The 22930-nt window shown below is 36.2% G+C and carries 25 protein-coding genes; 18 read left to right on the forward strand and 7 right to left on the reverse strand.

Annotation, left to right across the window (positions count from 1 at the left end):
* Window positions 1–14: 14 nt before the first annotated feature.
* The 4 genes from recF to dnaA all read right to left on the reverse strand — a co-directional run bounded on the left by recF (window position 15) and on the right by dnaA (window position 4607).
* Window positions 15–1139, reverse strand: a complete 1125-nt coding sequence (recF, locus tag GMB86_RS03345; protein WP_155216829.1) for a DNA replication/repair protein RecF — start codon at window positions 1137–1139, stop codon at window positions 15–17.
* A 15-nt stretch (window positions 1140–1154) separates the two neighbouring features.
* A complete protein-coding gene (gene yaaA, locus GMB86_RS03350) occupies window positions 1155–1376 on the reverse strand; it encodes a S4 domain-containing protein YaaA (protein ID WP_155216831.1) in 222 nt (73 codons plus the stop codon).
* Between the two features lie 443 nt (window positions 1377–1819).
* Entirely contained in the window at window positions 1820–2965 is a 1146-nt protein-coding gene (dnaN, locus tag GMB86_RS03355) for a DNA polymerase III subunit beta (protein ID WP_155217068.1), read from the reverse strand.
* A gap of 274 nt (window positions 2966–3239) precedes the next feature.
* On the reverse strand, window positions 3240–4607 hold the full coding sequence (dnaA, locus tag GMB86_RS03360; protein WP_155216833.1) for a chromosomal replication initiator protein DnaA: 1368 nt from the start codon (window positions 4605–4607) through the stop codon (window positions 3240–3242).
* Between the two features lie 575 nt (window positions 4608–5182).
* Here dnaA and rpmH point away from each other — a divergent pair.
* The 11 genes from rpmH (at window position 5183) to GMB86_RS03415 (ending at window position 14735) form a co-directional block, all read left to right on the forward strand.
* Window positions 5183–5317 (forward strand): 50S ribosomal protein L34, encoded by a 135-nt coding sequence (gene rpmH, locus GMB86_RS03365; protein ID WP_155216836.1) that lies wholly within the window; start codon window positions 5183–5185, stop codon window positions 5315–5317.
* 368 nt (window positions 5318–5685) lie between these two features.
* Window positions 5686–6024, forward strand: a complete 339-nt coding sequence (gene rnpA / locus GMB86_RS03370) for a ribonuclease P protein component (protein WP_155216838.1) — start codon at window positions 5686–5688, stop codon at window positions 6022–6024.
* Window positions 6025–6044: 20 nt separating this feature from the next.
* Entirely contained in the window at window positions 6045–6284 is a 240-nt protein-coding gene (gene yidD, locus GMB86_RS03375; protein WP_155216840.1) for a membrane protein insertion efficiency factor YidD, read from the forward strand.
* Between the two features lie 128 nt (window positions 6285–6412).
* Complete coding sequence (gene spoIIIJ / locus GMB86_RS03380) at window positions 6413–7186, forward strand: YidC family membrane integrase SpoIIIJ (RefSeq protein WP_155216842.1); 774 nt, start codon at window positions 6413–6415, stop codon at window positions 7184–7186.
* Window positions 7183–7365: a Jag N-terminal domain-containing protein gene (locus tag GMB86_RS03385; protein WP_155216843.1), complete on the forward strand. Its 183-nt coding sequence runs from the start codon at window positions 7183–7185 to the stop codon at window positions 7363–7365. The genes spoIIIJ and GMB86_RS03385 overlap by 4 nt, the downstream gene beginning before the upstream one ends.
* Before the next feature lie 472 nt (window positions 7366–7837).
* Window positions 7838–9214: a tRNA uridine-5-carboxymethylaminomethyl(34) synthesis GTPase MnmE gene (gene mnmE, locus GMB86_RS03390; protein ID WP_155216845.1), complete on the forward strand. Its 1377-nt coding sequence runs from the start codon at window positions 7838–7840 to the stop codon at window positions 9212–9214.
* Between the two features lie 85 nt (window positions 9215–9299).
* Window positions 9300–11195, forward strand: coding sequence for a tRNA uridine-5-carboxymethylaminomethyl(34) synthesis enzyme MnmG (gene mnmG, locus GMB86_RS03395; protein ID WP_155216847.1), 1896 nt, complete (start codon window positions 9300–9302; stop codon window positions 11193–11195).
* A 12-nt stretch (window positions 11196–11207) separates the two neighbouring features.
* Entirely contained in the window at window positions 11208–11915 is a 708-nt protein-coding gene (gene rsmG / locus GMB86_RS03400) for a 16S rRNA (guanine(527)-N(7))-methyltransferase RsmG (RefSeq protein WP_155216849.1), read from the forward strand.
* Between the two features lie 83 nt (window positions 11916–11998).
* Window positions 11999–12850, forward strand: coding sequence for a nucleoid occlusion protein (gene noc / locus GMB86_RS03405; RefSeq protein ID WP_155216851.1), 852 nt, complete (start codon window positions 11999–12001; stop codon window positions 12848–12850).
* Between the two features lie 267 nt (window positions 12851–13117).
* Window positions 13118–13891, forward strand: a complete 774-nt coding sequence (locus GMB86_RS03410; protein ID WP_329602736.1) for a ParA family protein — start codon at window positions 13118–13120, stop codon at window positions 13889–13891.
* A complete protein-coding gene (locus GMB86_RS03415; protein WP_155216853.1) occupies window positions 13872–14735 on the forward strand; it encodes a ParB/RepB/Spo0J family partition protein in 864 nt (287 codons plus the stop codon). The genes GMB86_RS03410 and GMB86_RS03415 overlap by 20 nt, the downstream gene beginning before the upstream one ends.
* Before the next feature lie 31 nt (window positions 14736–14766).
* Here GMB86_RS03415 and yyaC read toward each other — a convergent pair whose 3' ends face one another.
* Entirely contained in the window at window positions 14767–15372 is a 606-nt protein-coding gene (gene yyaC, locus GMB86_RS03420) for a spore protease YyaC (protein ID WP_155216855.1), read from the reverse strand.
* Between the two features lie 539 nt (window positions 15373–15911).
* Between yyaC and GMB86_RS03425 the strand changes: the two genes are divergently transcribed.
* The 6 genes from GMB86_RS03425 to rpsR all read left to right on the forward strand — a co-directional run bounded on the left by GMB86_RS03425 (window position 15912) and on the right by rpsR (window position 20431).
* Complete coding sequence (locus GMB86_RS03425; RefSeq protein ID WP_155216857.1) at window positions 15912–17291, forward strand: glycine--tRNA ligase; 1380 nt, start codon at window positions 15912–15914, stop codon at window positions 17289–17291.
* 47 nt (window positions 17292–17338) lie between these two features.
* Window positions 17339–17530 (forward strand): DUF951 domain-containing protein, encoded by a 192-nt coding sequence (locus GMB86_RS03430; protein ID WP_329602737.1) that lies wholly within the window; start codon window positions 17339–17341, stop codon window positions 17528–17530.
* A gap of 158 nt (window positions 17531–17688) precedes the next feature.
* Window positions 17689–18789 (forward strand): redox-regulated ATPase YchF, encoded by a 1101-nt coding sequence (gene ychF / locus GMB86_RS03435; protein ID WP_155216862.1) that lies wholly within the window; start codon window positions 17689–17691, stop codon window positions 18787–18789.
* 513 nt (window positions 18790–19302) lie between these two features.
* A complete protein-coding gene (gene rpsF / locus GMB86_RS03440) occupies window positions 19303–19593 on the forward strand; it encodes a 30S ribosomal protein S6 (RefSeq protein ID WP_329602738.1) in 291 nt (96 codons plus the stop codon).
* A gap of 22 nt (window positions 19594–19615) precedes the next feature.
* Entirely contained in the window at window positions 19616–20107 is a 492-nt protein-coding gene (gene ssb, locus GMB86_RS03445; protein WP_155216864.1) for a single-stranded DNA-binding protein, read from the forward strand.
* 93 nt (window positions 20108–20200) lie between these two features.
* Window positions 20201–20431 (forward strand): 30S ribosomal protein S18, encoded by a 231-nt coding sequence (gene rpsR / locus GMB86_RS03450; protein ID WP_155216866.1) that lies wholly within the window; start codon window positions 20201–20203, stop codon window positions 20429–20431.
* 460 nt (window positions 20432–20891) lie between these two features.
* Here rpsR and GMB86_RS03455 read toward each other — a convergent pair whose 3' ends face one another.
* On the reverse strand, window positions 20892–21452 hold the full coding sequence (locus tag GMB86_RS03455) for a DUF420 domain-containing protein (protein ID WP_155216868.1): 561 nt from the start codon (window positions 21450–21452) through the stop codon (window positions 20892–20894).
* Between the two features lie 283 nt (window positions 21453–21735).
* On the opposite strand from GMB86_RS03455, the gene GMB86_RS15920 reads away from it, so the two are divergent.
* Window positions 21736–21870 carry a hypothetical protein gene (locus GMB86_RS15920; protein WP_268987285.1) on the forward strand — a complete coding sequence of 45 codons (135 nt, stop codon included), beginning with the start codon at window positions 21736–21738 and terminating at the stop codon, window positions 21868–21870.
* Between the two features lie 43 nt (window positions 21871–21913).
* On the opposite strand, the gene GMB86_RS03460 is transcribed toward GMB86_RS15920, so the two are convergent.
* The gene (locus GMB86_RS03460; RefSeq protein WP_155216870.1) at window positions 21914–22579 is read right to left on the reverse strand and encodes an HD domain-containing protein; all 666 of its coding nucleotides are present in this window, start codon (window positions 22577–22579) and stop codon (window positions 21914–21916) included.
* Window positions 22580–22930 lie beyond the last annotated feature (351 nt).

A 22930-nucleotide genomic window follows, 5' to 3' on the forward strand; every position in this document is an offset into this window, starting at 1 on the left:
ATGAAAGGAACTTCTTAACGCGCTTGAGACACAACTTCACCATCTCGAACGATGAACGATGTCGCTCGATTGATCACATCAGCATCAAGTCCGTCTACATTGGTTGTTGTCACAAATGTTTGGACTTTTTGCTTAAAAGTCTCTAATAAATGTGTCTGTCTATAATCATCAAGTTCACTTAATACATCATCTAGCAAAAGTAGTGGGTATTCGCCTATCTCCTGATTAATCAATTCAATTTCTGCTAGTTTCAAGGAAAGAGCAGTCGTCCTTTGTTGGCCTTGAGAGCCATAAGTTTGAACATCACGGTGGTTAATTTCAAATTGTAAATCATCACGATGAGGTCCAATTAATGTCATGCCACGTTGAATTTCTCTTTCTCTGACCGTTTGAAAGCCTTTTACAAATTCTTCTTTTAGTTTTGACAACTCCATATTTTCTAATACATTGGGAGTACTTGAAATATAAGCCATATCTAAATCTTCCATGCCACGACTAATACTTGCATGGATCTTTTTAGCCCAACCTCTTAATGACTCGATAAATTGAAATCTTCGAATCGTAATTTGGGCGGCAAGTTCAATTAACTGTTCTGTTAAAATATCAAGCATAGCTGTCATGGAGGAGCGTTTCGTTGAAAGATCTTTTAATAAAGCATTACGTTGCTGGAGTATTTTCTGATATTGAGAGAGTTCATGAATGTATATCGGCTTTATTTGGCCAATCTCCATATCTATAAAACGTCTCCTAAGGCCAGGGCTTCCTTTAACTAAGTTCAAATCTTCAGGTGCGAAGATGACGACGTTACACATGCCTACATAATGACTGAGCTTACTTTGCTCAAGATGATTAAGTTTGGCCTTTTTCCCTTTTTTTGAAATGATTAATTCTAACGGGATCGATCGATTTCTTTTAATGAGCCTACCTTCTATTTTACCATAATCTGAGTCCCATTTGATTAATTCTTTATCATGCACGGTTCGATGGGATTTTGCCATGGCTAAAACATAGATAGCCTCCAATAAATTCGTTTTGCCTTGGGCGTTTTCACCCAAAAAAACGTTAACCGAACTTGAAAACGAAAGGGAGAGCTGATGGTAATTTCTAAAGTTTGTTAAGGTCATGGATTCAAGTTTCAAACAAAGCAATCCTCCCTATGGTTTTTGAATAACAAACGTCTCTTGGCCCTCAATCTCAATACGATCCCCTTCGTACAATTTTCTCCCTCTTCTGGTTTCGGGTTCGTCATTGACTATGACAGCATATTCTGACAAAAACCATTTGGCCTGGCCACCCGTTCCGATAACTCCAGCTATTTTCAATAATTGGCCAAGGGTCATAAATTCTTGCCCTGGATTTAATTGTATTTCAGACATTTTGAAAACCCCTATTCTTAAGTCGTCATTTTCTACTAGTATCCTTCGTTCATCTATAAAATATAAACTCAGTTAAGAAATTTAAACCTTCCACCCTATAACAATCGCTATCTTGGATGGAAGGTTAATTTTGAATAGAATTATGTTATAGTACGTGTTCAAAAAGGTGACAAATAAGAACCAAGAAGATAAGAGCACACAGTACCTGAGGACCGGCCTTCTACAGGATGTAGTGGCTTTAGGCGCTAGCCACAGGACGTGAGCATTTTAGTTGAAGACCCTCTTGGCCAACGACATTCGTATCTTTTGGTGACGGTACAGATGATGATTCAAGGTATGTAAAAGAATTCACTTAACCTTGTCCCCATCTAACGAATCCGTCATAACATGTTAGTTTAATTATAACAGAAGAAAGATCATATTTCTTATTTTCCTGAATAAATTTAAAAAGTTCTTACTGGTAAAACGAGCATAAGAATACCATCATCACCCACTGGACGAATCACGAAAGGTCTCATTGCCCCTGTAAAGTTGATTTGAATCGTTTGGGCATCAATTCGGCTCAATGCTTCCATCGTCAACTTTGCACTAAACGATATTTTAAGATCTTCTCCCTCTATTTTCTCTACAGGAACATCCTCATATACTCGTCCAAGTTCTGCAGACTGTGAGAGAATTTCAACACTATTTTCATGTGTACGGAGTTTGACGACATTGTTTCTCTCTTCTTTTGCTAGAAGCGAAGCTCTTTCAATCGCATGCAATAACCCTTTAGTGGATAACGTAATTGTGGTTTTGCTATCCGTTGGAATAAGTCTATTCGTATCTGGGTAGTTGCCATCCAATAATCTAGAGAAAAAGTCTATATTCTTTACCTTAAATAAAACTTGATTGTTAGTAATAATCACTCGAACTGATTCTTCACTATTATCATCCAATATTTTATACAATTCATTCAAGCTTTTCCCTGGTATGACAATGTTTTGATAGTTGGTTTCATCATCTGTTGTAATTGGGAGCACTCTTTGAGCCAATCTATGACTATCCGTCGAAACACAATCAAGTTTACCATTTTGGATATCCCACTTTACACCTGTCAAGATAGGGCGTGTTTCTGACGTGGACACAGCATATACAGTTTGGCGAATAACATGTTTTAGTAAGTCTTTTTTTATCGTAACAATGTTATTGTCTTCTTCATCAATCACCGGTAACAATGGATATTCTTCAGGATCTAAACCATTTAACGTAAATTCTGATGATCCTGCTGTAATTTTGGTAATAAGACGTTGATCAACCTCTATTTCAATGGTATCACTCGGTAATTTTCGGACAATATCAGAGAAAACTTTCGCTTGTAAAACAATTTGACCTGTTTTTTCTATCGTAACATTTTGTTGGTCATTTTCAGAAAGAGGTATAAACGATTTTATAGATACATCTGAATCGCTCCCTGTTAATGTAACGCCATCTAAACTTGCTGTTATTTTAATCCCTGTTAGTATCGGAATGGTTGTTCTAGATGAAACAGCTTTCATAACGTGATTAACAGACTCTACTAATTTATCTTTAGTCACGGTCATTTTCATTGAAAGAGCTGTTTGATTTGAACCAGCGATATCTTGCATAATTTAGATCCCCCTGAATATATATATTATTATTTAAAAAAAACAGTCTTAGTAGTAATAGGGCATGTGAATTTGTGGATAAGTCTATTTTTCTTAAAAAGGACAAGTTATACACATGTGAATAGACTGTGAGTAAGTCTATTACATATAATAAAAGTTACCCACAGCCTTGTTTATAAGTAAAAGCTTATCATAATAAAAAAAGAAATAAAAAAAATCCTAAAAACGATGAATGCTAAATTTTTATTGGCGCCTTCAATTGTTCAATAATGCCTTTTACTTTATTTTGCAATTCACGATCTGTAGCTAATAATTTTGTAATCTTCTCGTGGGCATGTATCACAGTTGTGTGATCTCTACCACCGAACTCTTCACCAATTTTAGGCAACGAATAATCTGTTAACTCCCTAGATAGATACATCGCAATTTGTCTTGGAAAAGCGATCGATTTCGTTCTTTTTTTGGCCGCGAAATCCTCTAATTTAATATGATATTCCTTACCAATAGTCATTTGAATATCTTTAATGGTAATAACTCTTGGTTTTGAGGAAGGAATGATATCTTTTAAAGCTTCAGCTGCTAGATCAACATTGATATCTTGATTAATGAGTGATGAATAAGCAACCACTCGAATTAAGGCTCCCTCTAATTCACGAATATTTGTATCAATTTGATTTGCAATATATAACATAACTTCATTTGACATTTCTAATCCATCAGCTTTTGCCTTTTTCCTAAGAATGGCTATACGTGTTTCTAAATCCGGCGGTGTTATATCTGTTATCAAGCCCCACTCAAATCGGGATCTTAATCGATCTTCTAATGTTGGAATTTCTTTAGGCGGACGATCACTTGATATCACAATTTGTTTGAATTCTTCGTGCAATGTATTAAAAGTATGAAAAAATTCTTCTTGAGTTGATTCTTTTCCCGCTAGAAATTGAATATCATCAATTAATAGGACATCAACTTTTCGATATTTATTTCGAAATTCAATGGTTTTATTATCTCTTATCGAGTTAATGAACTCATTTGTAAATTTTTCAGAAGAAAGGTAGACCACTTTTGCTGCTGGATTATGTTCGATGACATAGTGGCCAATAGCGTGCATTAAATGTGTTTTGCCAAGCCCGACGCCTCCATAAATAAAAAGAGGATTATAGGCCTTTGCCGGAGCTTCTGCCACGGCTAATGAAGCCGCATGAGCAAATCGATTTCCTGATCCAATCACAAAGGTGTCAAACGTGTTTTTTGAATTTAACATACTATTGCTAAACTCTTCGTTCTGCGGTTCCTTGTTTTTATTCGATTTGACTTTTGATGAATTAAATTCAAAAAGATCCTCTTCACTTTGTTGTTGAGGAATAATGAATTTAACATCTAGATGAGAGCCGGTAATATCCTTAATCGTCTCTGAAATAAGATTAGAATATCGAGATTCCAGCCAATCCCTCGCAAAATCATTGGGTACATTAATGATAAATGTATCTTTTTGGATGGAGTTTGCGGTGGTTTCTCTTAGCCACGTATCAAAGCTTGGCTTACTGACCTTTTTTTCAATGACATCCAGTGCAGCTCGCCACAAATCGTGTATATTTTCCAAAAGGATGTTCGCCTCCTTTAGTTTTATTTTGGATGAGTTTTTACACAAACCGAAACCATTTAAGTAACATACGAACCTCTCGGCTGAGAAAATAGGTAAGTACTAAATAAGTGTCATCATGACATGAGTTAATAGAGGAAAAATGTTATCCACAAGATAAAGAAGGCTTCATTCGACAATAACATGGGTTTTAATATATTTATCGACAACTTTTAGATAGATGTTAATAAACTAATCGACACGTGTGAATAACTATCCACATCTTTATCCACAGGCTGTGTATAAAAAAATTACCGAAGTTTATTTCAAAATGGAAAACACAATGATCATAACAAAAATCTTGAGTGAAATCAATGATTTATAAGCGTTATCCACAAGAGAACGAGGCTGTTAATAAAAGTTTTCCACAGACACTGCATTTGTTTAAAGGTTGTTGATAAATTTTTGGAAAAAGATTTTCTACATAAAAATTATCCACAACAAGTCACTTTGTGTGCTAACTTGACATTAAAAGAAAAATTGATTATAATTAGCCAGACTGATTTTTGTAATAGTCCTCTAGGAGGTGTAATCATATGAAACGCACATTTCAACCGAATAATCGTAAAAGAAAGAAAGTACATGGTTTTCGTTCCCGTATGCAAACGAAAAACGGTCGTAAAATTTTAGCTAATCGTCGTCGCAAAGGAAGAAAAGTACTATCAGCTTAGACCACTGTGAGACCTACAGTGGTCTTTTTTACACTAGTGAAAAAAAGGCTCAAAGTCATAAATGATTGACTTTACAAAAACAAGAACGAAGTCCTAATTTCACGGTAAAACACTGTAGGTTTAAAATTTGTATAGCGGTTGTAAATAGTTTTAATAATACTAGGCTATGTTAATGATTTGGGGTTAACTCAACCCTAGTACGACATAGCCTATTTTTTAAGATATTTGAAGATTTTTTGAAAATTCCCTTGAGACGAAAAAGAGGGAGAAGATTTTTAAATAAAAATGGTTTATTATTTTCTTATGTTATATATAATGAATTGAAGAGGCTGGCCAAACGCCAGTTATCCGTTTATCGGAGTGACAAGATGAATAAGTTAATACGATTACAAAAAAACGAAGATTTTCAATATGTATTTAAAAATGGACAATCCTTTGCAAATAGACAATTTGTTGTTTATCTGTTTCTTCATCCTGAACGAGAATTTTCAAGATTAGGGCTTTCTGTTAGCAAGAAAATAGGAAACGCAGTGATGAGAAACCGTATAAAAAGAGTGATAAAAGAAATTTTTAGGCACTTAGAGGACAAGCTAGATCCAGGATATGATTATATTGTCATTTCAAGAAAGCCTGTGGCCAATATGAATTATCGTGAAATGGAAAGTAGCCTCAAACACGTTTTAAGAAAAGCAAAAGTTTTAAAATGAATAAGGTTTAGGTGATTGAATTGAAATGGTTAGTCATTAAGTTGATCCGTTTTTATCAACGTTTCATTTCGCCGCTGAAACCACCATCGTGTCGTTTTTATCCCTCATGTTCCAATTACGGAGTGGAAGCTATTTCCCGTTTTGGCATGGTGAAAGGCGGTTTTCTTTTGTTAAAACGTATTTTAAAATGCCATCCTTTCCATCCTGGAGGATTTGATCCAGTTCCTGAGAAGAAAAATCTTCAAAAAGAGGATAGTTAAAAAGTCATCAAATGATGAGCTATAAAGTGGATTGTTTTGATTTTAAAGTCAAAATGATATTTTCCTATATCTTTTTTTGAAATAAATGAAATAGAAGTCAGGTTTAGTTGAATAGAGGAGGAAAGATTTTGCGAAAGAAAATAGTTTTAGTTTTAGGATTGATGGCACTCATCGCCTTATTGGCAGGATGTTCAGGTATGAATCAACCGATTGATGAACATACGACGGGTTTTTGGAGTCATTATTTTGTTTATCCCTTATCTTGGTTCATCATAACAATTGCTGATCTTTTCAATGGTTCGTTTGGTGTATCCATCATCATCACAACGCTCATTGTTCGTCTGGTTCTTATGCCATTAATGTTTAAGCAAGTTAAAAGTTCAAAAGCGATGCAAGATATTCAGCCTGAAATAAAAAAATTGAGAGAAAAATACAGTTCAAAAGACCAGAAAACACAACGTAAATTACAAGAAGAAACAATGAAATTATTCTCTGCAAACAAGATTAATCCTCTTGCAGGCTGTTTGCCATTAATCGTTCAAATGCCCGTTTTGCTTGCTTTTTACCATGCTATTAGCCGAACGGAAGCGATAAAACATCAAAGCTTCTTATGGTTCAACCTAGGGATGCCAGACCACTTCTATATATTGCCAATCGTAACAGGCATAACAACGTTTATTCAGCAAAAACTAATGTTAGGAAAAACGGGTAACGCTAACCCTCAAATGGCGATGATGGTCTATATTTTCCCAATCTTTATCGCAGGTATGGCTTTTGCGTTCCCGGCAGCACTGGCTCTTTATTGGGTGGTTGGTAACATCTTTATGATTTTCCAAACTTACATTATTTATGCAGAAAAAAAAGGATCAAAAGAAAGTCTTTCAGGAGGCACTAAAAAGTGAACACTGTAGAAAAATATGGTGATACTGTTGAAGATGCAATGCAAACAGCACTTGATGAACTAAATGCGACAAAAGATGAGGTAACCTTTGAGGTTTTAGAAAAACCGAGAAAAGGTGTATTAGGCTTCGGAAAAAAAAGAGCTTTAGTTAAAGTTAAATTAACATCAAAAATGATATAAAATTTTAAAAAATAGAGATTCCGCGCAACGAATTAAAGGTTGTGCGGAATTTTTTATGTTGGCTTTTTTTAAAATTTTGTCCTTCTACACATCTCATGTTTCTTAAAAATACGAGCCAATAACGACCATGTTGGCGAAAGCAGCCTGCATGTTAATCATCTTGTTTAAATGAAATTTAAAAAACTTGTTGCCAAAATATAGCTGTACTTTATGTTTAGTTTCAATGATAAACATCAAGACTATATAATCCATTGTGAATAAATATGAAATCGGAAAGTTATGCACATGTGTATAAAATTCTGTCACTTTATCCACAGGACGTTTTGTGGTATCCTGTTATGTTAGAGACTACTGATTTAATCAGATTGTGGATAACATAACTCAATCAAAAATGGTCTCTTATTTAAAAACAAACGGATAAACGCTTTTATTTTATATAGATTAATGAATTTGAAGGAAAGAGGTGATAGACTTGGAATATGAAACGATAGCGGCTATATCCACACCAATGGGAGAGGGAGCAATTTCAATTGTTCGTTTAAGTGGATCAAAAGCCATTGACATCGCTGATCGCTTATATAGAGGGAAAGCATCTTTAAAAGACGTTAAAACTCATACGATTCATTATGGAAAAATGATTGACCCTAAAACAGACGAGACCATAGAGGAAGTCATGGTTAGTGTCATGAGAGGGCCAAAAACGTTCACTAGAGAAGATGTTGTAGAAATAAACTGTCACGGTGGTTTGGTTTCGGTTAATCGTGTACTAGAATTGGTTTTAGAAGTTGGAGCTGTGCTTGCCGAACCAGGAGAATTCACAAAACGTGCCTTTCTTAATGGTCGGATTGATTTATCTCAGGCTGAAGCAGTTATGGATCTCATCAGGGCTAAAACAGATCGAGCCATGAATGTTGCCATGGGACAAATGGAAGGACGCTTATCAAGGCTTATTCAAAGTCTACGACAAACCTTACTCGAAATCATTGCCCAAGTTGAAGTAAATATTGATTACCCTGAATACGATGCCGAAGAAATGACAAACCGGATGTTAAAAGAAAAGGCTGGATACGTACAAAATAAAATCAAAGACCTATTAACAACCGCAAAACAGGGCAAAATATTAAGAGAAGGTTTATCGACCGTTATTATCGGAAGACCGAACGTTGGAAAATCATCATTATTAAATAATTTAATTCATGAGAATAAAGCCATTGTAACGGATATACCAGGGACCACGCGTGATGTCATTGAAGAATATGTTAATATTCGAGGCGTGCCGCTTAAATTAATTGATACGGCGGGTATCCGTGAAACAGAAGATATCGTCGAAAGAATGGGAGTAGAACGATCACGGCAAGTATTAAATAAAGCGGATCTCATTTTACTATTACTCAACTACAACGAAGAACTACAGCCTGAAGACATTCAGTTATTTGAGGCGATCCAAGGAATGGATGCGATTATTGTCGTCAATAAGACAGATCTAGAGAGAAAGATTTCTCTTGATAAGGTTCGAACTTTGGCTGGTCAATCGAAAGTGATAACGACTTCCTTATTAAAGGAAGAAGGAATTGATGAACTTGAAGAGGCTGTAAGAGACCTATTTTTTGAACAAGGGATTGAAAGCCAAGATATGACGTACGTTTCAAATAGTCGACATATCTCCTTATTAAATCAGGCCAGTCACGCTATCGGTGATGCTATTTCATCAATTGATGACGGTATGCCGGTTGACATGGCGCAAATTGACATTCGAAGAACATGGGAAATACTAGGGGAAATAATTGGTGATACCGTTTCTGATAGTTTGATTGACCAGCTATTTTCTCAATTTTGTCTAGGAAAATAAAATTTAATGTAGCTCGTACACTTACATTTTGAATGGTAAGGGCCTCATTTTTAATAAAAAATATAAAAGAAAAGGAGATAATAAAATGACCACAACATATTTGGCAGGTCAATATGACGTTATTGTCGTCGGTGCGGGTCATGCTGGAGTCGAAGCGGGATTAGCTTCTGCCAGGATGGGAGCTGAAACGCTCGTACTCACGATAAATTTAGATGCAATTGCTTTCATGCCATGTAACCCTTCTGTTGGCGGTCCTGCTAAAGGGGTCGTAGTGAGAGAAATTGATGCCTTAGGCGGAGAAATGGGCCGAAATATCGATAAAACGCATATTCAAATGCGAATGTTAAATACAGGAAAAGGTCCTGCTGTTCGGGCACTGAGAGCTCAAGCTGATAAATTTGATTATCAACATGAAATGAAACGAACGCTTGAAAATACAGAGCACTTAACAGTTCGACAAGGTATGGTCGAGAGATTAATTGTCGTTGATGGTGTGTGCAAGGGAGTCATTACAAATACAAATGCTGAATACCGAGCTAAATCGGTTGTTTTAACGACAGGGACTTATTTAAGAGGAAAGATCATTATTGGTGAATTATCTTACCAAAGCGGTCCAAATAATATGCAAGCTTCAGTAGAGCTTTCGGACCATTTGAAAGAGCTTGGTTTTGATATCGTTCGCTTCAAAACAGGGACACCACCAAGAGTGAATGGTAAAACAATTGATTACTCTAAAACGGAAATTCAACCGGGTGATGATGAACCTAGAGCTTTTTCCTATGAAACAACGACCTTTATTACCGAACAAATTCCTTGTTGGTTGACGTATACGAGCCCAGAAACACATGATATTATTAATAGTAACTTAAGTCGTTCACCAATGTATTCTGGAATGATTGAAGGAACAGGACCTCGTTATTGTCCGTCAATTGAAGATAAAATTGTTCGTTTTAACGATAAACCAAGACATCAACTTTTCCTTGAACCAGAAGGGAAAAATACAGAAGAAGTTTACGTCCAAGGTCTATCAACAAGCTTACCTGAAGAAATCCAAAGAAAAATCTTAATGTCTATACCCGGATTAGAAGCATCTAAAATGATGCGTCCAGGTTATGCCATTGAATATGATGCCATTGTCCCAACACAACTTTGGCCAACACTTGAAACGAAGAAAATTAAAGGGCTATTTACAGCCGGCCAAATTAATGGCACATCAGGTTATGAAGAGGCTGCTGGCCAAGGGATTATGGGCGGAATTAATGCCGCATGTAAGGCTCTAGGTAAAGAACCAGTTATTTTAGATCGTTCACAAGCGTATATTGGTGTTCTCATTGATGACCTCGTAACAAAAGGGACAAATGAACCTTACCGCTTGCTGACTTCAAGAGCGGAATACCGTCTCTTGTTACGACATGATAATGCAGACCTTAGATTAACCGAAATTGGTCATGATTTAGGATTGATTTCTGAAGAAAGATACCAAGCTTTCAAAAATAAAAAAGCCATCATTGCCGAGGAAAAATCGAGACTTGCTTCTGTTATGATCAAACCTACAGAAGATATTCAAGCTTTACTAAAAGAAAGAGGAGCAGGGGCACTCAAAGAATCCGTTACGGCGGAACATTTCTTAAAACGGCCTGAAATGCACTATGAAGATATTGCGCAAATCACGCCTCCTGAACAACCTCTTTCTGCGGAAGCAGCAGAACAAGTTGAAATTCAAATAAAGTATGATGGCTATATAGCAAAACAATTGTTGCAAGTAGAAAAAATGCAACGAATGGAAAGTAAAAAAATTCCAGAAGATCTCGATTATTTTGCAATCAATGGGCTTGCTACGGAAGCAAAGCAAAAGTTAAGTGTAGTCAGACCACTCTCTGTTGGCCAAGCATCACGTGTATCAGGTGTCAATCCAAGTGACATTTCTATTTTGCTTGTATATTTAGAACAAGGCAAACTTGCAAAAATTGCAGAATCCTAATCGGAGGAATATATGGAACAATTCACAAAACTATTAGAGGAGAAAGGGATTTCTCTTTCTCCTCATCAATTAAAACAATTTCATACATACTATGAATTGCTCGTTGAGTGGAATAAAAAAATGAACTTAACGGCTATTACTGAAAAGGATGACGTTTACCTCAAACATTTTTATGATTCTATTACACCGGGTTTTTATTATCCTTTTTCGGAACATCAATCCTTATGCGATGTAGGTTCCGGCGCTGGTTTTCCAAGTATTCCTCTTAAAATTGTTTATCCGGAAATTAAGGTGACGATTGTTGATTCATTGAAGAAACGGTTAACCTTCCTTCAAGAGGTTATTGACAAGTTAGCACTTAAACAGGTTACCCTCTATCATGATCGAGCGGAATTGTTTGCGAAAAAACCTGATATTCGTGAATCGTTTGATATTGTCTCTGCACGTGCTGTTGCTCATTTATCTGTATTGAGTGAATATTGTTTACCTCTTGTAAAAGTAGGCGGTCAGTTTATTGCATTAAAAGGGGCACAAGCAAAGGATGAACTAAAGAATTCAGAGCATGCATTAACCGTATTAGGCGGGAAAATAAGTAAGCTTGAATCTTTGGTTCTTCCTGAAGAAAATAGTTTGCGTCATATTATCTTTATTGAAAAAAATAAACAAACGCCAAAAAAATATCCTAGAAAACCAGGCACTCCAAGTAAAAGCCCTTTGTAATGTTTCACGTGAAACATGCAGGATTTTTAATGCAAAAGGCGAAATAATACTAATGGAGGAACAATAAAGGGTGGTGTAATGAGATGAAGCATCCTTTTTCCAAAATATTTGGTCAAAGTGACAAAGACATCGAAACAGAGGGTTCTGAAATTGAATATGAACATGTTCAAGAGGTACCTATAAAGGCCATTATTCCAAATCAGTTTCAACCTCGATCCGTTTTTAATGAAGATAAATTAAAAGAATTAGCCCAAACTATTGAAACACATGGTATTATTCAACCAATTGTCTTAAGACCTATTCAGGGAGATAAATATGAAATTATCGCCGGTGAAAGACGTTGGCGGGCCGTCACGTTTTTAGGATGGGAAAATGTACCGGCTATTATAAAAGAATTTAACGACGCTGAAACAGCGGCAGTTGCATTAATAGAGAACCTTCAAAGAGAAGAACTTACAGCTATTGAAGAAGCGATGGCTTACGAAAAGCTCATCGATATACATGGTTTAACACAAGAAAGTCTTGCTCAGCGACTAGGAAAAGGACAGTCAACCATTGCAAATAAATTACGACTCTTAAAACTTCCTAGTTTGATTCAAAATGCGCTACTAGAAAAAAGAATTACAGAACGACATGCACGTGCGCTCATCGTATTGAAAGACCCGGAAAAACAGGAAAAAGTATTAAATGAAATTATAGAAAAACATCTCAATGTGAAACAGACTGAAGAAAAAGTAAAAAAACTTCTTGAAGTGAAGGGTCAAAAGCCAAAAAAGAGAAAAAGACTCTCACTTAGCCGTGATACTAGAATTGCAGTGAATACCATTAGACAATCGGTTGGAATGGTACAAGACACAGGTCTAAATATAGATACAGATGAAGAAGATATGGGAGATTATTATCAATTCACGATTCGAATCCCAAAAAACAAATAGATTAATAGGATTCCAGTAGGAGTCCTTTTTTAATATAAAGTGTATTTCTCGGAGACTGTTGTTAGTTGTTTTACTTCCACGTTTCATGTTCCTATACTTCTGACGAAATAACAATGTCCTAATAATGCGTGTAAAAGGTACTAGTTAGAAAAATAACGGTATAAAACCAACTATTTATTAAAGAAATAGAATTGTAACTCTCTCAAAAGGGCATTTTCATGGTAAAATGGAAGATAGCAGAAAGAGGAAGTAAGGGTAGGTGACATCGTGAGTAAAATTTTAGCCGTAGCAAATCAAAAAGGTGGCGTTGGCAAAACAACAACGTCTGTGAATTTGAGTGCTTGCTTAGCTTACATTGGCCAACGGGTTTTATTAGTCGATATTGACCCACAAGGGAATGCAACTAGCGGAGTAGGCGTAGATAAAGGCGACATTGATGAATGTGTATATGATGTTCTTGTTGAAGACATTGAAGCAAAAGACGTCATTGTTAAAACAGAAATTGAAAAGCTTGATGTTATACCTTCAACAATACAATTAGCAGGTGCTGAAATTGAACTCGTTCCTACAATTTCGAGAGAGATCCGTTTAAAACGAGCTTTAGAAAAGGTATCAGACCAGTATGATTATATTGTCATTGATTGTCCACCATCTTTGGGATTATTAACAATAAATGCTTTAACAGCAGCAAACGCTGTCATTATCCCAGTTCAATGTGAATATTACGCGCTCGAGGGACTTAGTCAACTTTTGAACACTGTCAGACTTGTTCAAAAACATTTAAATCATCATCTCGCTATTGAAGGCGTCTTGCTAACCATGTTGGATGCTAGAACAAATCTAGGTCTCCAAGTCATTGATGAAGTAAAAAAATATTTTAGAGATAAGGTTTACTCTACCATTATTCCGAGAAATGTGAGATTAGGCGAAGCGCCAAGTCATGGAAAACCGATTATCATTTATGATGCTAGATCAAAAGGTGCCGAAGTATATCTTGAATTAGCAAAGGAAGTGGCTATGAATGAACAAGGCGTTAGGTAAAGGAATCAGTGCTTTCTTTCCAGATTCTCTTCCTCAGGAAGAAGACGTTTATGCAATTCAAGACATCTCGATTAATGATATTAGACCGAATCCTTACCAACCAAGGAAAAGTTTTGATGAATCATCCTTACAGGATCTTAAAAATTCGATTTTAGAACACGGAATCATACAGCCCATCATTGTTCGAAAAGGGTTAAAAGGTTTTGACATCGTGGCAGGAGAAAGACGATATCGTGCGGCGGTCGAAGCTAAGTTAAAGTCCATTCCAGCAATTATAAAAGAACTCTCTGATAAACAAATGATGGAAATTGCATTAATTGAAAACTTACAGAGAGAAGACTTAAATCCGATAGAAGAAGCGATTGCTTATAAAAAACTGATGGAAGGGCTAGAAATTACCCAAGAAGAGTTAGCTAAAAAAGTAGGAAAAAGCCGTCCGCATATCACCAATCATCTCAGACTCTTACAACTAAGCCAACCAGTACAAAGTTTAATTGCTGAAGGTAAGCTCTCAATGGGCCAAGGTAGAACGTTACTTGGCTTAAAAAACAAAAAGAAATTACCTACACTTGTTGAAAAGGTCATTAAGGAAAATATGAATGTGCGTCAACTTGAGGAACTGATTCAAAAGTTGAATAATCATGTTCCACGTGAAACATCTCGGAAAGTGACGATGAAATTGGATCCTGTGCTAAGGGAGAAAGTAACCGTACTCCGTGAACGTTTTGGTACATCCGTATTGATTAAACAGGCAAAAAACAAGGATAAAGGAAAAATAGAAATTGAATACTATTCTCAAGATGATCTATCGAGGTTAATTGAATTATTAGAAGGACAAGAGTGAAGCAATATATAAGCTTCACTTTTTTTGTGCTTTAATATGAAGCTTTATTTATATGGACTTTTGTTAAATAACGATGTTTTGAATGCTGTGATATGGCGAGGTAGACACTGTCAGATATCACTTTAGCCATTTCCATAACAAGGTTAAGTCGTGTATTTTGAAGAACAAAATATTCCATATAACCACTAACGTTAACAATACCAGTAATATTCATATCACCTACGGGTAAAAGCTTTTTGTTCACACCGGCTCCTGGTAGTACTGGGCCATCAGAGATACCGATCATTCCAATGCTTTTATATTTTCCGAGGCATGCATCAATTCCAATAACAAATGGAGAATCAAACTGATTAGTTATATATGCTAATGTTTCTTCTAAATTCACAGCATGAACGGGGTGCTCTAATGTTCCTAATACACTCGTATTTGGAATGTTTAATTCCGATAAGTTTGTTCCAACAATAGGACCAAGAGCGTCACCCGTGGAACGATCCGTTCCGATACATACAACAACAATATGTTTATCAATTGAAGGGAGTAATTCCTTTATTAATTTTACAATGGTAAAATGTGAACCATAATCTTTATAGTGAACTCTATTGACATTATTTTTCTGCCACTTTGGGTTAAGATTCATAGGTTACGCTCCCTCAATTCTCATGTTAATATATTATTATCAGTATACGGAACAATTAAACATTCTATACATGAAATTTTTGAAAATAAGCGAATAAAAATGTAAAAGAGGGTTATCTTTTTCTTGCTAAATGGGATATAATAGCTTATGAGTAGAAGTTAACTAAATTAAAAATGCAGTAATGAGAGAAAGAAGTATCTAAAGAAAACCTTATTAAGCGATTTGGGAATGGTGAGAGCCCAAAAAAGGCATTTAGAGAAAGGCATTCTTGAACTGCATATGAAAAGGGGATACATAAGTTGTCATGAACTTATGTTATCAACTAGGGTGGAACCGCGTGAGTAAAGCTCTCGTCCCTAGGTCTAACGGACCTAAGGATGAGAGCTTATTTATTTTTAGCTATAAAAGCAAGATTGGGTTACCTAACAACCACCGGGATTGGAAGTAACCCTTACGATTGACTTTTAGTGGTGCATAGGTAAGTCAAAGACATTAACAAAGGATGCTTTTTAACTAATTTATGATAAGGAGTGAATCATATGACAACGATGGAACAAGTCGTTAATTTAGCAAAACAGAGAGGTTTTATTTTTCCTGGTTCAGAAATATATGGAGGATTGGCGAATACTTGGGATTATGGTCCATTAGGTGTAGAATTCAAGAATAATGTAAAAAAAGCATGGTGGAAAAAGTTTGTTCAAGAGTCACCCTATAATGTAGGGTTGGATGCTTCAATTTTAATGAATCCAAAGACATGGGAAGCATCTGGACATTTAAGTAACTTTAACGATCCAATGATTGATTGTAAACAATGTAAATCACGTTTTAGAGCAGATAAATTAATTGAAAGCAGCATACCAGAAGAAGCTTTACCTGCTCCTGTAGATGGGTTATCTTTCTCTCAAATGGAACAATTAATCAATGAACATGCTGTTAAATGTCCGGAATGTGGCGCGCATGATTTTACGGCTATCAGACAATTCAACCTTATGTTCAAAACGTTCCAAGGGGTTACAGAAACAAGTAAAGATGAGTTATATCTAAGACCAGAAACAGCTCAAGGTATCTTTGTCAACTTTAAGAATGTTCAAAGAACCATGAGAAAGAAACTTCCATTTGGTATCGGTCAAATTGGTAAATCGTTCCGAAATGAAATTACACCGGGTAACTTCACGTTCCGTACAAGAGAATTCGAACAATTAGAACTTGAATTCTTCTGTAAGCCAGGAGATGACCAGGAGTGGTATAATTATTGGAGAACGTTCAGCCATGAGTGGCTCCTTTCTCTTAATATGAAAGCAGACCACGTAAGACTTCGAGATCATGAAAAAGAAGAACTTCCTCACTATAGTAATGCGACAACGGATATTGAATATCTTTTCCCGTTTGGTTGGGGTGAACTATCTAGTCTTTCATCTAGAACGGATTATGACCTAAAACAACATATGGCGTTATCTGGTGAAGATTTACAATATATTGATCAAGAAACAAATGACCGTTATATACCTTATGTTATTGAACCATCCATCGGGGCAGATCGTGTATCACTGGCCTTTCTTATTGATGCCTTTGAAGAAGAAAAAATAAATGATAAAGAGACACGTACGGTATTGCACTTACATCCTGCACTTGCGCCATATAAAGCAGCCGTTCTGCCACTATCTAAAAAATTAGGTGATGACGCTCGTAAAGTATATGAGTTACTCGCCAAAAAATTCATGGTAGATTATGATGAAACAGGATCAATAGGAAAGAGATATCGTCGCCAAGATGAAATCGGAACACCATTTAGTGTCACGTTTGACTTTGATTCAAAAGATGATCATAAAGTAACCGTTCGGGACCGAGATACAATGGAACAAGAACGTGTTTCCATTGATCAATTAGTCCATTTCTTAGAAGGGAAATTGGCTTACTAATCCACCGATGATCTTTTTTAATATGATTGGCAAGGAGGATGACGAAGGTGAAACCACAGTTGACATTTGAACTTAATGATGTCGTTGAAATGAAAAAACAACATCCATGCGGAACAAATAGATGGAAGATTATTCGATTAGGTGCAGATATTCGAATTAAGTGTCTCGGATGTGATCACAGTGTCATGATGCCAAGGAAAGAGTTCCAAAAGAAAGTTAAAAGAATTCTCTCGGAATAAAAAAAGTTTGTTTACAAGATTCATTGAGGTATGATATATGACGTATAAGGCCTCTAAAGAAGATTTTAAATGAAGTAGGGGAGTGAATGATGTTTGTCTCTTCTCTCAATAGATAATGACTAGAAAGCATAACTGAAGGTTATGTGAGGAGTGATTTGATGAGTTTAACAACAGGTATAGTAGGTTTGCCGAACGTCGGTAAATCAACTCTTTTTAATGCCATAACACAAGCAGGTGCTGAATCGGCAAATTATCCATTTTGTACCATTGATCCAAACGTCGGAATTGTGAGTGTTCCAGATGAAAGGCAAGAAAAGCTCGCTCAAATGTACAACCCCAAAAAAGTAATTCCAACAACATTTGAATTTACAGATATTGCTGGACTTGTTAAGGGGGCTAGCAAGGGGGAAGGACTAGGTAACCAGTTCTTAGCTACTATTCGCTCGGTTGATGCCATCTCTCATGTGGTGCGGTGTTTTGATGATAAAGACATCACTCATGTATCTGGTAAAGTAGACCCAATTGATGATATTGAGACCATCAATCTTGAATTAATCTTAGCTGACCTGGAATCCGTCAATAAACGTATTGATCGTGTCCAAAAATTAGCTAAACAAAAGGACAAAGATGCCGTCATAGAATTTTCGGCTCTTACGAAACTGAAAGACGCTTTCGAAAACGAAAAACCCGCAAGGCATGTCGAATTAAGCGATGATGAAAAAGCAGCGGTCAAATCATTAAATTTCTTAACGAGCAAGCCTGTGCTTTATGTTGCCAACGTGTCTGAAGATGACCTCGCATCACCTGATGTGAATGACTACGTGAAGCAAGTTCAAGCATTTGCGGAAAAGGATAAAGCAGAAGTTGTCGTTATATCGGCAAGAATTGAGTCTGAGATTGCTGAACTTGATGGCGAAGAAAAACAAAATTTTCTAGAAGAACTCGGAATCAAAAAATCAGGACTTGATCAATTAATCGAAAAATCTTATAAACTCTTAGGACTTGCCACGTATTTTACAGCTGGAGAACAAGAAGTAAGGGCTTGGACGTTCCATCAAGGAACAAAAGCGCCGCAAGCAGCCGGTATTATTCATACAGATTTTGAACGAGGTTTTATCAGAGCTGAAGTCGTTTCCTATGAAGACTTAATGGAAGCGGGATCACTTCAAGCGGCAAAGGAAAAAGGAAAATTACGTTTAGAAGGTAAAGAATATATCGTACAAGACGGTGATGTTATTCACTTTCGTTTTAATGTCTAATAGAGTAGAGAATAATCCTTCCCAATCGAGAAGATAATGGGGAGGATTTTTTCTATTTTAATTTAATGGATTTATCCAGTAGTAGGGTCATAAAACTTATCAAAGATTGAATTTTCTCTTTATTTTTCTGAAAATTTTTATTATAATAGAGATAGAGTTCAATGGAGGTGAATAAGATGACTAATACATAGATTCAAGCCATATGACTGTAGCAACGCTATACGACGTCCCTTCGATTTTCAACCACTACTACCTTTCATTCCCTTTTAAATTTTTTAATAGTTACAACCTCTTAACAACGGCACTTGTTATTAAGCCACCTGCCTTAAAACCACATTAGCAACCTATTCAATCGTCTCTACCTCTTATTACAATTTCAATATTCCATCACCTTATAAAACAAAACTCGCATTGCACTGTTGGGTATTAGTATGATATAATATCAAAATGTGAGTGAGAAACTTACTCTCTGCTCTGTAAAGGAGCCGTTTAGTCCAAAGGGAGGTGACAATTGTGCGTAAATACGAAATTATGACCATTCTTCGTCCAGATCTCGATGAAGAAAAAGAAAAAGCAGTCAAAGAAAGAATTAAAACTATCTTGACTGACAACGGTGCGGAAATCAACCAAGTCAAAGAAATGGGTAAACGTCGTTTAGCTTATGAAATTAATGATCTAAATAACGGTGTTTATACTGTTCTTTATGTAACGGCTGGGAACGAAGCCATCAACGAATTTGACCGTCTTTTGAAAATCAATGAAGATGTCATGCGCTTTATGGTGATCAAAGACGAGCGTGAATAAATAAAATAGGGGAGAGGTTCTTATGATTAATCGAGTTATTTTGGTTGGACGATTGACGAAGAACCCAGAGTTGCGTTATACGCCTACAGGTGTGGCCGTGGCAAACTTCACACTAGCCGTAAATCGTACATTTACGAATCAACAAGGCGAACGTGAAGCGGATTTTATACCAGTGGTTGTTTGGCGTAGACAAGCTGAAAATGCAGCTAACTTTTTAACTAAAGGTAGTCTTGCCGGCGTGGATGGAAGGATCCAAACCAGAAGTTATGAAAATAACGAAGGGCGCAGAGTTTATATTACAGAGGTAGTCGCTGACAGCGTGCAGTTCCTTGAACCAAAAGGAGCTAAACAAGGTGGCGGAAATAACTTTGCTCAACAAGGACCTCCAAATAGCGGTAACAACAACAATAATAATAACAGCAATCATCCGAACCAAGACTATCCTCCATTTGAAGACCCATTTGCAAATGATGGGAAGCCGATTGATATTTCGGACGATGATTTGCCGTTTTAACAGTTGAAGAGAATGGTCAAGAAAGCAGTCAAGATCATTTGACACTTTTTTACTAGGTTACTTTAACAAACAAAAAATAAAGGAGGGATTGGCATGGTACGTCGCGGACGCGGAGGAAAACGTCGTAAAGTATGTTTCTTTACAGCAAATAAAATTAAATATATCGACTACAAAGATGTAGATCTTTTGAAACGTTTTATTTCTGAAAGAGGTAAAATTTTACCACGTCGTGTAACTGGAACAAGCGCAAAATACCAACGTCGTTTGACTGTAGCAATCAAACGTGCTCGTCAAATGGCTTTACTTCCATATACGACTGAATAAGGTTTATATAGAAGCCCACAGGGGAATGCTCAAAGCATTTTCTTGTGGGCTTTTATTTTTGTTTATTATTAGAGATCTTCTATAGACACATTTAGTTGGTAAACTAAAAGTAAAACAATGGGTAAAGACAGCAGTATTAGTTTATCGAACTTCACAAATGCGGGAATTAGAGAAAACGATTCAAAAACAACAGATATGCAGCTATTCATGACACTAAAACCAGTAAAAAAATTATTACCCGTGGAATAATCTGAAAATAAAGTGAAACTTCCATCAGTGGGGGTTTTCTTCATCCCCCATTGATGGTTAGCTGAACCAATCGGACCTTTATGGGCAGTTGATCCCCACCTATCTTCTTTGAATACTCAGAATCCTTTGGTGGAGGTCTTTACTTGCCGTTAAGGCGGGATAAAAAAAGAACGACTGCTAGATTAACTAGTCGTCGTTCTTTTCATCTTCTTTAATAATAAGGTGCCATCATTAAATAAACAATGACTCCTGTAAGGCTCACATATAGCCAAATTGGCATGGTCCAGCGAACAATTTTCTTATGCTTTGCCACTTGCATGGTCCATCCCCATACAAGAGCGAACGGAGCAAGAAAAACAATGACAGCAGCTAAAAAACTATGTGTAATTAAGATGAAAAAGTAAATCGGACGAATGATACCCTGTCCTCCAAATTTCGCTGTGTCAGGTGACAGATAGTGAAACGTGAGATAGGTGATTAAAAATAAAAAAGTCGTCGTAAAGGCAGCTAAAATAAAGCCACGGTGTACATTAATCTTCTTTTTCATAATAGAAATCAGGGCACCAACCAAGAAAATAAACGTAAAGCTATTAAATACAGCATTGAACCTTGGTAATAAATTGATGTCAAAGTTGACATTTCCATGATAACCAATCGGGGTAAAAAACAAGAGTAAAATCACAATGTTTGCGATAATGGCTATACTGATGATGAGACCAGTAAAGTTTTTGTTGCTGGTAGGCGTATAACCCTTTTTATCCGTATTATCCATTTGTTTTTCTCCTTTAAGATACTATAGTCATTATCAAAACCCATTACTGCGTGACTAGAACCTACACAAACCTAGTGAATCAAATCTACCGCTATCTGAAAAACAAAGAGGTTAAATAAAGTTTTTTCCTGTCTCTGAATTGATAGCATCATAGTCAATATATGTTCTACAATTTAGTATAGCAAAATTATTAAGGAGAAAAAAAGATAAACAACTTAAATAGTGTGATGAATAATCGATGACCATAGTTGATTAGTTGGAAGGGACCCCATAAACAACGAGAATGGGGTTATTAGTGAGCGTTCAAAAAGGTGACAAATTAGAAGCAAGAAGATCAAGGCGGCGCTGTTTTGAGGACCGGAATGTAGGTTTTTACTACATGAGGACCGGAAAAACAAGCCAACGCCGAGATTCGTAGCTTATCATTTGGTGACTTTTTGAACAACCTCTATTAGAATAAATTAGTCATTCGGCTTTGTCTGAGACTTATAATCTGTTTTTTCAAGCAACATCTCAGTGGTTGTTTTAATTTGTTGATGGGAGGTGATTTCGTCATCCATCATTTCTTCTAATACAACATCAATAAAATACTGAACACAAGCTAGCTCCTTAAATGCCAAGATGGATTCAAGGGCTTCTTTATATATTTGAACAAATAAAGGTTCAGGATTTCCTTTTTGAATTTCCCCATACGATTCATACAGCAAATCAATTTTATCAGCTACTGCCAGAATTTTACCTTCAAGGGTCTCGTCTTTTCCTTCTTTAAATCGTTCAGCATATGCTTTCCGAAATTGAGCGGGAAACTCATGCTCAAGAAAGTCATTCGTCATGGATTCTTCAACTTGAGAAAAAAGCTCACGTAATTTTGGAAGGGCATACTTTACGGGTGTTTTTATATCCCCAGTGAACAATTCTGAGAAATCATGATTAATGGCTTTTTCATAAATGGCTTTCCAGTCAATCTTTTTACCGTGAGCATCTTCAACTGTTGCAAGAAATTGAACAATCTTAGCCACTTTAAAAGAATGACTTGCAACGGAATGCTCCTGATATTTAAATACTCCAGGACAGCGATAAATACCTTCTAAATCTGACAAACTTTGAAAATATCTATGGATTCCCATATAAACCCTCCTCTAAGAAGTCAAATTAATCAGCTCGAAAATATTTTGATTAGTATACTCGCTCGTATGACAACAGTCAAATAATAGATACTTTTAACATGTTAGAGTCAGATAAAGACCTGTCAATGTCATTTTGCTCACAAATGGAGGAAAATATTTTATTATATGATGAAAAGGGAGAGAGAGTTATTGAAGGTGATATTAAAAATAGACCCTAATGTGCAAGAAAAAACCATCGAGATCTGTGCAAAAGAAATGACGCCTCAGATTGATTATATTGTGAAATTTTGAAGTGGGTTTTAGTGGTAACTTAGTGCTTAGATTTAAAAATGATTGGAACGTAAAACCACG

The organism is Terrilactibacillus tamarindi (assembly GCF_009718825.1).
GTDB classification, from domain to species: Bacteria; Bacillota; Bacilli; order Bacillales; family Sporolactobacillaceae; genus Terrilactibacillus; species Terrilactibacillus tamarindi.